Source organism: Thermus tenuipuniceus (genome assembly GCF_002964845.1).
GTDB lineage: Bacteria > Deinococcota > Deinococci > Deinococcales > Thermaceae > Thermus > Thermus tenuipuniceus.
Genome location: NZ_PRDA01000043.1, coordinates 1 through 13,821 on the forward strand (window position 1 = coordinate 1; position 13,821 = coordinate 13,821).

At 66.9% G+C, this 13,821-nt stretch carries 16 protein-coding genes and 1 pseudogene; 14 read left to right on the forward strand and 3 right to left on the reverse strand.

Annotated features, from left to right (window positions below):
• Positions 1-222: 222 nt before the first annotated feature.
• From C2847_RS13070 to C2847_RS12885, 7 genes and pseudogenes are all read left to right on the forward strand, one after another.
• A pseudogene (locus C2847_RS13070) lies at positions 223-555 on the forward strand (carboxypeptidase regulatory-like domain-containing protein); the annotation flags it as partial.
• A 63-nt stretch (positions 556-618) separates the two neighbouring features.
• Positions 619-3,192, forward strand: a complete 2,574-nt coding sequence (locus C2847_RS10590) for a hypothetical protein (RefSeq protein ID WP_244187446.1) — start codon at positions 619-621, stop codon at positions 3,190-3,192.
• A 77-nt stretch (positions 3,193-3,269) separates the two neighbouring features.
• Positions 3,270-3,620 (forward strand): MotA/TolQ/ExbB proton channel family protein, encoded by a 351-nt coding sequence (locus C2847_RS10595; protein ID WP_105318322.1) that lies wholly within the window; start codon positions 3,270-3,272, stop codon positions 3,618-3,620.
• Entirely contained in the window at positions 3,617-4,000 is a 384-nt protein-coding gene (locus tag C2847_RS10600; RefSeq protein WP_105318323.1) for an ExbD/TolR family protein, read from the forward strand. The genes C2847_RS10595 and C2847_RS10600 overlap by 4 nt, the downstream gene beginning before the upstream one ends.
• A 760-nt stretch (positions 4,001-4,760) precedes the next feature.
• Positions 4,761-5,150, forward strand: a complete 390-nt coding sequence (locus C2847_RS12190; protein ID WP_128415168.1) for a hypothetical protein — start codon at positions 4,761-4,763, stop codon at positions 5,148-5,150.
• A 9-nt stretch (positions 5,151-5,159) separates the two neighbouring features.
• The gene (locus C2847_RS12195) at positions 5,160-5,777 is read left to right on the forward strand and encodes a hypothetical protein (RefSeq protein ID WP_244187448.1); all 618 of its coding nucleotides are present in this window, start codon (positions 5,160-5,162) and stop codon (positions 5,775-5,777) included.
• 103 nt (positions 5,778-5,880) lie between these two features.
• On the forward strand, positions 5,881-6,609 hold the full coding sequence (locus tag C2847_RS12885; RefSeq protein WP_279627891.1) for a hypothetical protein: 729 nt from the start codon (positions 5,881-5,883) through the stop codon (positions 6,607-6,609).
• A gap of 51 nt (positions 6,610-6,660) precedes the next feature.
• Here C2847_RS12885 and C2847_RS12890 read toward each other — a convergent pair whose 3' ends face one another.
• The 3 genes from C2847_RS12890 to C2847_RS10630 form a co-directional block, all read right to left on the reverse strand.
• Positions 6,661-7,986 (reverse strand): S-layer homology domain-containing protein, encoded by a 1,326-nt coding sequence (locus C2847_RS12890; protein WP_105318326.1) that lies wholly within the window; start codon positions 7,984-7,986, stop codon positions 6,661-6,663.
• A 34-nt stretch (positions 7,987-8,020) separates the two neighbouring features.
• The gene (locus tag C2847_RS10625) at positions 8,021-8,800 is read right to left on the reverse strand and encodes an enoyl-ACP reductase FabI (RefSeq protein WP_105318327.1); all 780 of its coding nucleotides are present in this window, start codon (positions 8,798-8,800) and stop codon (positions 8,021-8,023) included.
• A 108-nt stretch (positions 8,801-8,908) separates the two neighbouring features.
• Positions 8,909-9,175: a glutaredoxin family protein gene (locus C2847_RS10630; protein WP_105318328.1), complete on the reverse strand. Its 267-nt coding sequence runs from the start codon at positions 9,173-9,175 to the stop codon at positions 8,909-8,911.
• Positions 9,176-9,219: 44 nt separating this feature from the next.
• Between C2847_RS10630 and C2847_RS10635 the strand changes: the two genes are divergently transcribed.
• From C2847_RS10635 to C2847_RS10665, 7 genes are read left to right on the forward strand one after another with little or no spacing between them, the layout of a single operon-like run.
• A complete protein-coding gene (locus C2847_RS10635; protein WP_105318329.1) occupies positions 9,220-9,495 on the forward strand; it encodes an AbrB/MazE/SpoVT family DNA-binding domain-containing protein in 276 nt (91 codons plus the stop codon).
• Positions 9,492-9,890, forward strand: a complete 399-nt coding sequence (locus C2847_RS10640; RefSeq protein WP_105318330.1) for a type II toxin-antitoxin system VapC family toxin — start codon at positions 9,492-9,494, stop codon at positions 9,888-9,890. The genes C2847_RS10635 and C2847_RS10640 overlap by 4 nt, the downstream gene beginning before the upstream one ends.
• A 19-nt stretch (positions 9,891-9,909) precedes the next feature.
• Positions 9,910-10,881, forward strand: a complete 972-nt coding sequence (gene zapE, locus C2847_RS10645; protein ID WP_105318353.1) for a cell division protein ZapE — start codon at positions 9,910-9,912, stop codon at positions 10,879-10,881.
• A 9-nt stretch (positions 10,882-10,890) separates the two neighbouring features.
• The gene (locus tag C2847_RS10650; RefSeq protein WP_019550405.1) at positions 10,891-11,148 is read left to right on the forward strand and encodes a hypothetical protein; all 258 of its coding nucleotides are present in this window, start codon (positions 10,891-10,893) and stop codon (positions 11,146-11,148) included.
• A complete protein-coding gene (locus C2847_RS10655) occupies positions 11,148-12,290 on the forward strand; it encodes a phosphopentomutase (protein ID WP_105318331.1) in 1,143 nt (380 codons plus the stop codon). Before C2847_RS10650 ends, C2847_RS10655 begins: the two co-directional genes overlap by 1 nt.
• Positions 12,291-12,293: 3 nt before the next feature.
• Positions 12,294-13,007: a diadenylate cyclase CdaA gene (gene cdaA, locus C2847_RS10660; RefSeq protein ID WP_105318332.1), complete on the forward strand. Its 714-nt coding sequence runs from the start codon at positions 12,294-12,296 to the stop codon at positions 13,005-13,007.
• A complete protein-coding gene (locus C2847_RS10665) occupies positions 13,000-13,818 on the forward strand; it encodes a CdaR family protein (RefSeq protein ID WP_105318333.1) in 819 nt (272 codons plus the stop codon). The genes cdaA and C2847_RS10665 overlap by 8 nt, the downstream gene beginning before the upstream one ends.
• Positions 13,819-13,821 lie beyond the last annotated feature (3 nt).

Genomic DNA, 13,821 nt, shown 5'->3' on the forward strand with positions numbered 1-13,821 from the left:
TGCTGGTGAAGCGGCTGGCGAGGGCCGCGTAAGGTGAGGTGGGAGACTTTTACGACAGCCTCTTACATGGCTTGACATGAGAGGGAGTTGTGCGTAAGATTAGCACCGGATGCTAGGCGATGGGACTTCCCACAAAAACGGGGTATCCTTGCCTGGCGTCGGGCCCAAGGGGGCAACGGAGGAAACCCTTTGGGAGCAGATAAAGCTAGGAGGTGCAAGGATATGAAGGGAAACGGGCTTAAGACTTTTGGCTTCTCCCTCTTGGGGGCGCTGGCGCTTTTCCTCGCCAGCTGCGGGCAGCAGCCGCCGCCCGCTCCGCAGACGGGTAACCTAAGCGTTACCGTCTTGGACGCCTCCAACAACAACCCAATACCTGGGGCGCTGGTAGGCGTGGCTGGACCCCAGAGCACCACCGGTGTAACGGACGCCCAGGGTAGGGCGACCTTCTCAGGCCTGCCCGCGGGGAGCTACACTGTAAATGCCAGCGCTAGCGGCTACCAGGCGGCCTCCTCCTCCGCCAACGTTCAGGCGGGCCAGACTGCCCAGGTAACCCTGCGGCTTAACCCGTCCGGCGGAACGGGTGGCGGCAATCAGGACGCCACCTCTAGGGTGAGGAGGTTGGAGATCGTTTCTGTTACCGATGCCTCTGGGCCGCTACCGGTCCAACGCGAGCGGAACACCAACAAGGTGGTCAACCTGTACGCCGCCCAGACGGAGGAGGCCATCCGGGTGACCGTCCGCGCCCTGGATGCCCAGGGTAACCCCGTTCCTGGAGCTCAGGTGGAGGCGGGTCTGGACACAGGGGCTCTGAATGGGGTGAACATCTTCACCGGCTGCGGGCTTAGCCCCCAGAGCTCCCGTCCTGTGGGGGTTACCGGGGCCAATGGGGAGGTCTGCTTTACGATCTTCGCCACCTCGGTCTTCAGCGGGCTTATTCAGAACATTCTCTACAACGTAGAAAACCCCGTGAAGTTGGTGGTTTCCTCCAACGGCCAGCTGAGCGAGGCCAAGTTCTTCTTCTACAACGTCAGCCACCTCATCTACGACGACGGTAGCCCTCGGCGCGCCGGTATGCGGGCGGGCTCCAACTTGGGCCAGATTGTCAACAACTACAGCTTTGACCGGCCGCGGTTGAACGACCACACCTTCAACAGCTTCTTGCGCCGCAAGCAGCCAGATGCTGGGCCGTTTACCCCCTTTTCTCAGGGCATAGGCTACATGGTCTATACCATCAACGACACCTCTAAGGTGAGCTGGGTGCGCACTGACCTCAGCCTGGGGGTGAATAGCTGCGAGCAGATCGCGGATAACGGTAGAACTTGCGTGGACGCGGACGGCTCTGGCGTCACCCTGCGGCCCAAGTCTCCGCAGGAGGGCATCCAACCCGGTGACCTGCCCTTCAGCGTGGACGTCATCGCCACGTGGGTGGCTGTCGCCATGTATGGCGGCCTAACGTACGAGTTCCCCCTGAAGTCCTACGCTTTCACCAAGACCTGGGGTGGCACGGGCGTCCAGATCGCCAAGTCGGGCCCCCGGGTGATCGGCTGGTCGGGGACTGGCTACAGCCCTACCGACGTCACCTTGCCTAAGTCGGGGGCCTCGGTTCCCGCAGGAGCGGTGTACGAGTACACCATCATCGTCACAAACACCGGTAACGTTCCCGCACGGAACGCCGTCATCACGGACATGCTCCCCGCGGAGCTCGGCTTTGCCGGGGCGTCCGATGGGGGTACCTACGATCCCAGCCTGCACCAGGTGACCTGGAGTTGGACCACCACCCCTGCTTTGCAAAGCATCCCGGTGGGTGGCAGCGTTACGGTCAAGGTCCGCCTCTACGCCCGTCACAAGCCCGGGTACGCTTGGAACGACAACAGCGGGGGCAATCAACGTCCAAACGGCAACCCTGACGGGCAATCCGACGGTCTTAGCAACGGCCAGTACGACCCCAATAACCCGACGGGCGGCTTCGGCAACCGGCCTCCCATCAATCCTCCCAACACGCTCTATGCGGATCCTTACCGGATCACCAACATCGTGGAGGTGGTGAGCGAGGCGCCCCAGGGGCCGGGCAACTTTGCGCGTCAGAGCGCCAGCCTGGACATCTGGGTGGTCCGTCCCTTCCTGAGCCTCGTAAAGCGGGCGGTGAGCCCGGTGTATGCTGTGGGCGATACTGCGCGCTTTACGGTCACCGCCCGCAATGTGGACCGGGCTGCCTCTGATCCAGAATACGCGGCCTTGAAGGCCAGCTTCCCTGCGGACTACCAGAACGCCCTCACCGCTTACAACGTCAGGGTGCGGGACCTCTTCGGCCGCTTCCTGGACTTCGTCAACTCCTCCTCCAACACCGGGCCCGGAACCCCTGACGCCAACTTCAAGACCGTCACCTTTGATGTGGGCAACCTGGCCCTTGGCGCCACCTGGCAGGCCATTCTGGACTTCAGGGTGTCCGGTGGGCTCAACCAGGGGCAGGGTGATCCCAACTGGCTCACTAACTGCGCCCGCCTCTACGCCTGGAACCTGAACCAGTACCGGTACATCTGGGGTCCTGAGAAGAACGACCAGCTTGAGCCCGTGGAGGGACGGGACCCGCGGCCTGTGCCCCCCTACACGGCGGAACTGGGCAACCCCGACACCGTGGGCAACTACCTCCAGGCTTGCGCTGCGGTGCGGGATGCGGACCTAGCCATCACCAACCTGGGCGAGTTCGCCCTGAGTGGGTCTTTGCCGCCTTCCGTCATTGTTGACGGCAATGGCGGGGTTGGTCCGTTTGGCCAGGTGGATACCATCCAGCAGCCGGTGCGGGTGGGCGATACCTTCTACTACATCTACCTGCTGACCAACCAGGGTAGCGTCCCCTTGAACGACATCGACTTCCGGGTGTACCGCACCAGCGGTGCCAGTGTGGAGCTGAACGCCCAGGGTGGGTTCGCCGTGTACCGCGGTCAGGGAACGGGCACCTACTCCCAGGAGCTCAACTTCATCCTTACGGCAACCACTCCCACGCAGGCTCGGATCCAGAGCACAACGGGCTTCCCTGCGCTGCAGCCTGGCGAGAGCCTGGTGATCGTGGTGCGGGCCAAGGCCATCGCCCAGGGTCGGAGCACCTTTGAGGCCTACGCCGAGACCACGAATCCCCTCAACCTGGTAACCCTCTTTGTGCAGGACACCACCAACGTGCAGAACCCGCAGTAGGGCGTAGGGCTCAGAGCGGCCACCCCGACCGGGGTGGCCGCTTTCGTGTGGCGGGTCCCTATCCCTATAATGGGGCCATGGACTGGGGCGAGGTCTTGGCGGTGGCCGGACCCTTATTTTGGGTTCTAGCCGCTCTTTCGGTCTACGTGGGGTACCTTATCCTCTACGCCTCGTTTCTCCTGAAGCGGGAGGGGCGGGTGGAGGCGGGGGTTTTGGACCGCCTGGAGGGCCTGGCCCAGCTGGCCCCCTTGGTGGGGCTTCTGGGCACCACCTGGGGCATGATCCAGGCTTTCCTGGCCCTCGGGGGGGAAGGGAGTCCCGAGGGCCTGGCCAAGGGCATCGCCGAGGCCTTGGTGAACACCGGGATGGGCCTCCTGGTGGCGGTGGTGGCCTACGGGGGGCGGGTTTTCCTTGGGGGTAGGCGGTGAGGCCTTTGAACCTCGTTCCCCTCATCGACCTCTTCCTCCTCCTGGCCCTTTTCGGCCTCATGCTGGCCCGCTTCCCCGAGGCCCTCTCCGGGGGGGTGGCCCAGGAGCGGGCCCTGCGGGTAGAGCTCCCCCGAGGGGAGGGGTTTCCCGGTGGCGGGGCGGTGCGGGTGGAGCTGGACCGGGAGGGGCGGTTGGCCCTGAACGGCAAGCCGGTGAGGGACCTCCCCGCCCTGGAGGCGGCCCTGAAGGCCCTGGGTCTGGCGGGGCAACCCGTGCGCCTGGAGGCGGACGCACAGGTGGCCCACGGGCGGGTGGTGGCGGTGATGGAGGCGGTGCGCCGTGCAGGGGCTGAGCGGATCCAGGTGGCGGTCCGGCGCTAGGCGGAGGGCCTTCCTCCTTTCCCTCCTCCTACACCTCTCGGGCTTCCTGGCCCTCCTCCTGCTCCCCCCCATCCCCCAGGTCCCGCCTGTCCTCTACACGGTGGACCTTATCCCCCCCACGCGGGCGGCGGAGGGCCTTACGCCCGTGCCCAAACCCTCTGTGCCCCCGTCCAATTCCCCGGCCCGTTCTCCTCCACGGGAGGTGGCCCGGCCCGTACCCTCCGCCCGTGGAGCCTCTCCCGTGTCCGTAGCCCAAGGCCCAGGGGAAAGCCCCGGGGTTCGAGGGGCGGCCCCCGGAGCAAGGCCCATCCCCCGTAGGGGAACGCCTACCCCCTCTTTCCAGAGGGAGGCTTTGGGCGGGGGTTCCTCTTCCGGGCCCCCCTTGGGGGCCCCTCGAGAGGGGCTTGCCCCTCCTTCGTCAGGGGAAGGAGCGGGGGGAGGGGGGGAGAACCTATCCCGCTCCGCCCCCCAGGGGGTGGGGGAGGAGGGGGTTTCCCAGGAAGCCCTTCTACCCCCTCCCCTCGGGGAAAGGGCGCAAGGGGTATTGGAGGAGGTCCCTCCTCCCACCGGGGCTCCTTTGGGGAAGGAAGGGCTGGCCCCGGCGGGGCAGGGGGCCCCCTCCCAACCGGGCGGGTCCACTTTGGCCTCGGCGGGGAGCGGGGGTTCCCCCCAGGGAGGGGAGGCCCCAAAGGGACGGGCGGGGGGTGAGGCCCTGGCCCCGGTCCCAGGGGGGCGCGCCGGGGAAGGGGCCCGGGAGGGGGTGGGGCTCGAGGGGCTGGCCCCGGGCCGGGGCGGGGGCACCGGGGGCGAGGGGGGCAGGTGCGCGGTGGTGGTGGAGCTTAGGGGGCTCCCCTACGCCCAGGGGCCCTCCCCGGCTATCCTAGACCCTGGGGGACGGCAGGTTTGGCCCGACCCAGGGCGGGTGCGGGGGGTGCCCTCGGAGGTGGTGGACCGGAGCGGCATCGCCCTCTTCTTCCGCCCTGGGGAGTTCCGGGAGGAGGGGTACGCCCGGGTCTACCGGGCGCAGGCCCTTCAGACCCGCTCCCGGGGGGAGGGGAACCCCTTCCGGGAGCTGGTGGTGGTGGGGGAGGAGGATGCCCGGAGGCTTAGGGAGGCGCCCCCCACCTGTCAGCTGGTCTTCATCCGTTAGGAGGTACGCGTGGTAAGGAAAGGTTTTCTGGCGCTCGGCGCCCTGGTCCTTGCGGCCTTGGCCCTTGCCTGGTCCCCGGCTCCCACCCTGCAGGAGGCGGAGGCGGTGGTGGAGGGGGTGTACAGCCGCCTGCCCCGGGTGGCGGTGGCCTGGGAGGGGGAGCCCGCCCTCAGGGTTTTCCGGGGGGAGGGGTGCCCCTTGCCCCCCAAGGGGAGCCGCCCGGTGGCGGTGCGGGTGGGGGGGCAGCTGGAGGTGGTGGAGATCCTGGCCGAGAGGGCCAGGAACGAGTTCCGGCGGGTGCGGGCTGCGGAGGTCCTCCTCGAGGCCAAGCGCTTCCTACCGGATGGGCACCTCAGGGTGTACCTGAGGGTGGAGGGCCTGCCCCGCTTGGAGCTACGGGAGGCCTACACCCTGGGGGCCCTGGTGGGGAACGTTCCCCGGCGGGCTTATCGGCTCACCTACCTGGACGACTGGGAACGGAGGGAAGGGGGCTACGCGGGCACCCTGGTTTTTTACCTAGACCTGCGGGGGGTGGAGCCCAGGGGGGAGCTCACCCTGGTTTTCATGAACGAAAGTGAGGCGGACTGCGTCTATGCCTTTGGGGTTCCTCTGGAGGGTTTTCGCTAGCCTTCTCCTTTGGGGAGGTGCCCTCGCGCAGGAGGTTTTTGCCCCCCTTCACGGGAGCTTTTTCCCGCCCCTAGGCCGCGCCCCCGGGCCCGAGGGGTGCGGGGTGCGCTGGGGGCTGGCCCTGGCCAACCACCTCACCTACGCCTCGGGGCCGTGGGGGGAGGTGGGGTTTGACCTGGAGGAGCTGCGGGCCGAGCTGGGGCTCAGCTACCGCCAGGGGCCTTTGGAGGCCAGCCTGGGCTGGCCCTTTTCCCTCTACTATGGGGGGTTTCTGGATTACCTCCTGGACCCGCTCCACGCGGCCCTGGGGCTTCCCAGAAACAAGGTCCAGGGGCAGGTGCTCCTCTTCGCCCGCAGGGGAGAGGAAGAACACCGCTGGGAGGGGGCCACCTGGGGCCCTCGGGACCCTTACTTGCGCCTGGACCTCTACCTGGGGGAGGGGCGGCTCTTTGGGGGGCTGGCTCTGCCTCTGGGTTCCCCCCAGCGCTTCCTGGGCTCTGGGGGTTTCCGTGTCCAGTTGGGGGCGGGTTGGCGCTGGGAGGGAGGGGAGGTGCTGGGGGGTGTGGTCTGGCCCCTGGGGGACCAGCCCGGCCTGGCGCCCTTCCCCTACGGCCCGGCGGCTTCGGCCCTCTTGCGGCTGGAGGGGGTTGGGGTGCCGGGGTTGGGCCTCGAGGTGCAGGGGTTTTGGGGTCCCTTGCGGGACGCGGGGCCCTTCACCCAAGGTTTTGCCCTTCGTTTCCGGTACGGGGGTTGGGCCTTTGCCGAGGACCTGAGCCAGGGACTGCCGGATGTGGTTTTTTCCTGGGGGAGGGTCACCTCCTGTGAGCCCTAAACCCGAGGAGGCCCTGGGGGCCTCCTCGGGTTTAGTTCCCTATATCTTCGATCAGAAACGGGCGGCCAGGCCGAAGGCCAGGGTGGAGCGCTGGCCCATCTGGCCGTCAAAGAGGTAACGCTGGTGCCCTTCCAGGAAGAGGCTCAAGTTGGGCACCACCCGCGCCCCAGCCCCGATGAGGAGCTGGCCAAAGGGGGTTCCCTCCAAGTAGAGGCCGCCCCCCACCCCGAAGTAGCCGTCCAGGTCCCCAAAGGAGGTTCGGAAGGTGAGGTCCAGGCTGGCCAGACCTTGGCTGGGCTGGGCGAAGGGGGCCTCGTAGGCCAGGCGCAGGCCCAGGGGGCCCAGGAGGGCGTCGTGGCCCAGGAGGAGCCGGCCGAACCATTCCCCGGTGACGTCCCCCCGGTAGATGGCCAGGCCCACGTACAGGGGTTGGCGGGAGGGAGTCAGGGTGCGCTTTAAGGAGGCCACCTCCTCCTCCAGGGCCTTCAGGCGGGCCTCGTCTTGGGTTTGGCGGGCCTCTAAAGCCCTTAGACGCTCCTCTAGGGATTGGAGGCGGCCCTTCTGCCCCTCGAGGCCCTCCTCCAGGGCCTTTACCCTGGGCTCCAGGGTCTGGAGACGGGCCTGGGCTTCCTCCGCCAGCTTTCGGGCCTCGGGAAGCCCCTTTAGGCTCTCTTCCAGCCTCTTCAAGGCTTCCTCTTGGGCGGCGCGGGCTTGTTCCAGGGCGGCCATGCGGTCTTCCAGGGCCTTTTGGGTTGTTTTGAGGGCTTCCTGCTCCCCCTTTAGGGCCTCGAGGTCCCTGGGCGTGGTTTGTGACCGTCCCTCCAGGGCCCTAAACTTGTCCTCTAAGTCCTTGATGCGCTCCTGGACTTTTTTGAGTTCCTCCTCCAGGGCCCGGGCTTCCAAAGCCCCCCGGGCGGCCTCGAGGCCCTTCTGGGCCTCCTCCAAGGCCTTAAGGCGTTCCTCCACCCGCCTCAAGGCCTCTTCCAGGGGGCGGGTATCTGCCTGGGGTTGCCCCTCCAGGCTCTTCAGGCGCTCCGCCAACGCTTTGGCCTCTTCCTCAAGACCGGCCATTTGCTGGCCTTGGTCAGCAAGTTCTTCCTGGAGGCGCTTTACCGCGGAGAGGAGCTTATCCACCTCCTCTGGGGAAAGCCGGTCCAGGCCGTAGGCAGCCAGGAGGCGGTAGAGGGCCAAGGCGGCTTCCTGCCGGGTCAAGGGTTCCCGCCAGCGGAAGGTGCCGTCGGGGTAGCCGATAAAGACGCCCTTAGCCACCAAAAGTTCCACCGCCTCCTGGGCCCAAGGGGATGCGGGGGGGTCCAGAGGTTCCTGGCCGAGGGCCAATCCCGCGAAGATCAATAGGCCAAGCAGAGGTTTACGCATCACACCAAGAGTATAACCTGGGTTGGGCTTCAACCTATTCCAGCTCCATCCCCATGATGTGGTACCCGGCGTCCACGTAGATCACCTCGCCGGTGATGCCGCTGGCCAGGGGCGAAAGGAGGTATAGCCCCAGGTTTCCCACCTCCTCCTGGGTGATGTTGCGCTTTAGGGGGGCTACCTGGGCTACCCGGTCGTACATCTTCATAAAGCCCGGGATGCTCCTGGCGGCCACGGTGCGCACGGGCCCTGCGGAGATGGCGTTCACCCTAATCCCCTTGGGGCCAAGCTCATAGGCCAGATAGCGGACGCTGGCCTCGAGGGCCGCCTTGGCGATGGCCATCACGTTGTACTTGGGCACCACCTTCTCGCTGGCGTAGTAGGTGAGGGTGACGAGGCTTCCACCTTCCCTTAGGAGGGGTTCTGCCCGCTGGGCCACGGCCACCAGGGAGTAGGCGGAGACCTCGAGGGCCAGAAGCCAGTCCCCCCGCCTCGTGTCCAGGTAGCGCCCCTCCATGGCCTCCCTTGGGGCGAAGGCGATGGCGTGGACCAGGTAGTCCAGCTCCCCCCAGGCTTCCTTCACCCCAACGAAGAGGGCGTCCAGCTCCTCGTCCCGGGTCACGTCCGCCTGGAAGGTGAGGGCCTTAAGGGGAGCGGCCAGTTTTTCCACCTCGTCCTTAAGCCTTTCCCCTTGGTAGCTGAAGGCCAGCTCCGCCCCCGCCTGGTGGAGCTTCTCGGCGATGGCGTAGCCCAGGCTCCGCTGGTTGGTGACGCCTATGATGAGGGCTTTTTTGCCGGAAAGGTCCAGGGTGAGCATGGGGGGATTATACCCTGAGGCTGGAGGCCCCGGGATGGAGGGGCTGTCCGGAAAAGGGCCTTGGGGGAGCGGGTACCAGCCCCTTTCCTCTCCCCGGGCCAGGGTGGCTTACCCCACCCTCTCGGGGGAGGCCTCCTGGTACCGGGCGAGCCAGGCGTTGAGGGTGGCCGGGGATACCCCGCGGATGGCCTCTACCCTGCCGTTCCACTCCAGGACCACCCCGGCGGTGGGGCTTCCCACCAGCTCGCTGATCTTCCTGGCTGCTTCCGGGTCCTGCCGGGCGTTGACGAACTCAAAGGGCACTGCCTTTTGCGCCAGGAACATCTTCACGATCTCGCAAGGACCGCAGCCGGGGATGCCGTAAAGCCGCACCATACCCCTCCATGGTACCATGTGCTCTTGGGTGGCACCATAGGGATATGGTGGGAGCAAAGAAAAAGGCCCACTATGTGGTGCAAGTGGGCTCTAAAGGCCGAGTGGTACTCCCGGCGGAGGTTCGCGAGGCCTTGGGGCTGAGGGAGGGAGAGCGCCTTCTTTCCACCGTGGAGCCTGAAGGCACGGTGCGCGTGGAGCCCCTGAGGAAGGCGGTAGAGGAGGTGTATGGCCTTTTTCGGAATGTGGCCCCGGGGGTGAGCTTGGTGGAGGAACTGATTCGGGAGCGCCGCGAGGAGGCTAGACGGGAGGAGCTGGCATGAGGGCGGTGCTGGATGCCTCGGCTCTTTTGGCCTACCTGAAGGGAGAGCCGGGAGGGGAGGAGGTCAAGGAAGCCCTTTTGCAAGGCGCCGCCATCAGCGCGGTAAACCTGGCTGAGGTGGGCTCTGAGCTGGCGGACTGGGGGCAGGATCCCGCCCAGCTTTTGGGCTTTCTTCAGGGTAGGGGTATCTTGGGCCAGGTCCTTCGCGTCTTCCCCTTCACCGAGGAGGACGCCCTGGAAGCCGCCCGCCTCCGCCCCCTCACCCGCTCCTTGGGGCTTTCCCTGGGGGACAGGGCCTGCTTGGCCTTGGCCCAGCACCTGAACCTGCCGGCCCTTACCGCCGACGCCACCTGGGAGGGGCTTGCCGTGGGGGTTAGGGTGGAGGTGGTGCGCTAGCCCCTCTACAATGGGCTCCATGCGCCTGGTGGACCGCCACCCCGAGGTGGATTTGGAAAGGCTTCTGCAAGGCTTTGTGCCCCCACCCCGCTTCCAATCCGCCACCTTCGCCACCTATCGGCCCGATCCCCGCTATCCTTCTCAGACCCTGGCCAAGGAGCGCCTCCGACGATGGATCAAGGACCGCCCCCGGGGCTTTCTCCGGCCCCGGCTTCCTGGCCCCCAAGGGATCTACCTGGACGGGGGCTTTGGTGTGGGGAAAACCCACCTCCTGGTGGCCGCCTACTTTGAGGCCCCGGGTCCTAAGGCCTTCCTCACCTTTGAGGAGCTCACCTACACCCTGGGCCTCATGGGGCTAAGGGAAGGGGCCAGGCGCTTCGCCGCCTTGCGCTACCTTTTCCTGGACGAGTTTGAGCTGGACGACCCCGGCAACGCCCAGATGATCGCCCACTTCCTGGCCCTCACCATGGACCGGGGCCTCAGGGTGGCCACCACCTCCAACACCCCGCCCGGGGCCTTGGGGGAAGGGCGGTTTAACGCCGAGCAATTCAAGCACCAGATCCAAAGCCTCGCCCGGCGCTTCGCCGTGGAGCGCCTCGAGGGGGAGGACTTTCGCCACCGCGACCCCGGGCGCTACCCCGAGCCCCTCTCCGAGGAGGCCCTCCTGGCCCTCTACCGGGAAGATCCCAGGCCCAAAACCCTGGACGCCTTTCCCGAGCTTTTGGCCCACCTGCGCGCCCTGCACCCCATCCGCTACCGCTACCTGTTGGAGGGGGTGCGGGCGGTCTACCTCTTGGGCCTCGAGGCCATCCCCGACCAGAACGACGCCCTCCGCTTCGTGCACTTCGTGGACCAGGTGTACAACCTGGGTCTGGACCTCCGGGCCTCCGGGGTACCCCTCAAGGAGGTGTTTCCCGAGACCTACCGCCACGGGGCCTTCGCCAAGAAGTACGGCCGGGCCCTTTCCCGGCTTGCGGAGCTTTTGGGGTAGCATGGGGGCATGGAGCTGGCAGAGAGGCTTTCGGAGCTGGCCCAGGCCCTTTCCCAGGCCAGCGCGGCGGTGGGGATCCTCGAGGCCATAGAGGAGGTCTTGGACGAGTACCAAGACGGGGAGCTCTCCCTGGAGGAGGCCATGGAGGAGATCCAGGGCCTGGTGGAGGAGTTCCAGGCGGTCCGGGCCCTTTCCGAGATGACCCCGGAGGAGCTCATGGCCCTAGCCGAGGAAGAGGAGGAAGAAGAAGGGGGCTTGCGGTCTTAATGAAGGTGACAGCCATCGTCCTGGACTCGGTGGGCCTAGGGTATCTGCCGGATGCCCCCCTCTTTGGCGACGAGGGGGCGGACACCTTGGACCACACGGTGCTGAAGACCGGGGTGGAGCTTCCCCACCTGGCCGCCTTGGGCCTGGGATGGGTTCCCGGGGTCCACACCCTTCCCCGGCTTGAGCCCCGAGGGGCCTTTGGCCGCATGCGGGAGGTGAACCCCGGCAAGGACACCACCACCGGGCACTGGGAGTTCGTGGGGGTGTACCTGGAAAAGCCCTTCCGCACCTACCCCGAGGGCTTTCCCGAGGAGCTTTTAAGGGCCTGGGCCGAGGCCATCGGGGTGGGGGGATGGCTTTTGAACCGGCCCTACTCCGGCACCGAGGCCATACGGGACTACGGCGAAGCCCATCTGAAAACGGGTTTCCCCATCGTCTATACCTCCGCGGACAGCGTCTTCCAGGTGGCGGCCCACCTGGAGGTGGTGCCTTTAGAGGAACTTTACCGGTGGTGCCAGGTGGCCCGGGGGATGCTTAAGGGGGAGCACCAGGTGGCCCGGGTCATCGCCCGGCCCTTCGCCGGGGAACCCGGGAACTTCTACCGGCGGGAGGATTTGCGGAAGGACTTCGCCTTAGAGCCTCCCAGGAACGTTCTGGACCTCCTGAAGGAAGGGGGCCTCGAGGTGGTGGGGGTGGGGAAGATCCCCGACATCTACGCAGGGCGGGGCTTCACCCGGGAGGTGAAGACCAAGGACAACCGCGACGGTCTGGAAAAGACCCTGGCCCTCATGCAGGAGCCTTTTTCTGGCCTCCTCTTCGCCAACCTGGTGGACTTTGACGCCAGGTACGGGCACCGGAGGAACCCGGAGGGGTACGCCCGGGCCCTTAAGGAGGTGGACGATTTCCTTCCCAGGCTTATGGAGGCCCTGGGCCCGGAGGATCACCTTTTTCTGGTCTCCGACCACGGCAACGACCCCACCTTCTTCGGCACCGACCACACCCGGGAGTACGGGATGCTCCTCTGGGTGGGCCCGGGGGTGAGGGGGGACCTGGGTACTCGGGAGAGCTTCGCGGATCTGGGGGCCACCTGGGCTACGCTTTTTGGCCTTACCTGGGAGGGCCCTGGAAAGAGTTTGGTATAGGCCATGCCCCTCACCTGGCGCGACCTCCTGGATATCCTTCTCGTCGGCGTCCTCTTTTATTACCTCTGGCGCCTCATGGCGGGAACCCGGGCCCTGAACCTGGTGCGGGGGGTCTTGGTTTACCTGGCGGTTTGGTTTCTGGCTAGCCTCCTCGGGCTTTCCACCCTATCCTGGCTTTTGGGGAACGCCGCCACCCTGGGGGCCTTTGCCCTGATCGTGGTCTTCCAGCCCGAACTCAGGGGGCTTTTGGAGCGCCTCGGTCGGGCGCAGGGGCCCAGGGCCCCTTCCTTGGCCCTGGAGGAGCTCCTTTTGGGCCTGGCCCGGCTTTCCGAACGGCGCTACGGGGCCATCCTGGCCCTGGAACGGCGCACCCCCCTGGGGGAGTATGCGGCCACGGGGGAGATCCTCGAGGCCCGGCTTTCCGCCCGGCTACTCCAGACGGTGTTCTACCCCGGCACGCCCTTGCACGATGGCGGGGCCATTCTGAGGGGGGACCGGCTTTTCGCCGCGGGGTGCGTCTTTCCCCTTTCCGAGGCCCGCATGGGCCTGGGCACCCGGCACCGGGCGGCCCTGGGGCTTTCCGAGGTTTCCGATGCCCTGGTGATCGTGGTGAGTGAGGAAACGGGGGCCATAAGGCTGGCGGAGGGGGGGAGGCTTTCCCCCCCCATGAGCCTCGAGGCCCTGCGGGAAAAGCTCAAGGAGGTGCTCCGTGCGTGACTGGGGGAGTTTCCTCATCGCCCTTTTGGCGGCCTTTGCCGTCTGGTACTCCTTAAAGGAAAGGGCTCCGGTGGTGGAGCGGGCGGTGAGCGTGCCCCTGCAGGTGGTGGGCCTGGGGGGGGAGCGCACCGCGGAGGGGGTGCCCAAGGAGGTCATGCTGCGCTTAAGGGGGCCGGCTCCTCTGGTGGAGGGGGCCAGGCTTCCCGTGTCCGCCTACCTGGACCTCTCCGGGGCTGAGGGGGCCTTTTCCCGGGAGGTGCGGGTGGCCGTGCCCCAGGGGGTGGAGGTTTTGGAGATCCGCCCCGCCCGGGTGGAGGGCCGGGTGGAGGCCCTCCTCACCCGCACCCTGCCGGTGGAGGTCCTTTCCCAGGGGGCGTGGGTGGAAACCCAGCCCGCCTTTGTGGAGGCCAAGGGGCCGAGAAGCCGGGTAGAGGAGGCGGTGGTGGCCTTGGGCCTGGACCTTGGGGGGGATACGGTGGCCCTCACCGCCTTTGGCCCCCAGGGGCCCCTTCCCGGGGTGGAGCTTCTTCCCGCCCAGGTGCAGGTGGTGTCCCGGGAAGCCCCCCTTTTCCGCAAGCAGGTCCCCCTGATCCTGAAGCCCCCGGCGGGCTTAAGGGTGGTGGACTATGCCCCCAGGGCCGTGGAGGTGGTGGGGCCCAAGGAGGCTTTGGACGGCTTAACCCGGGTGGAGGCGAGGCTGGAAGGAAGCTTCCGCCCGGGAGAGGTTTCGGCCCCTTTGGTCCTTAACCTGCCTCCGGGGGTGAGGGTCCTGGGGGAGGTTTTGGGTAAGGTGCGGCTTGCGCTAGAATAGGTG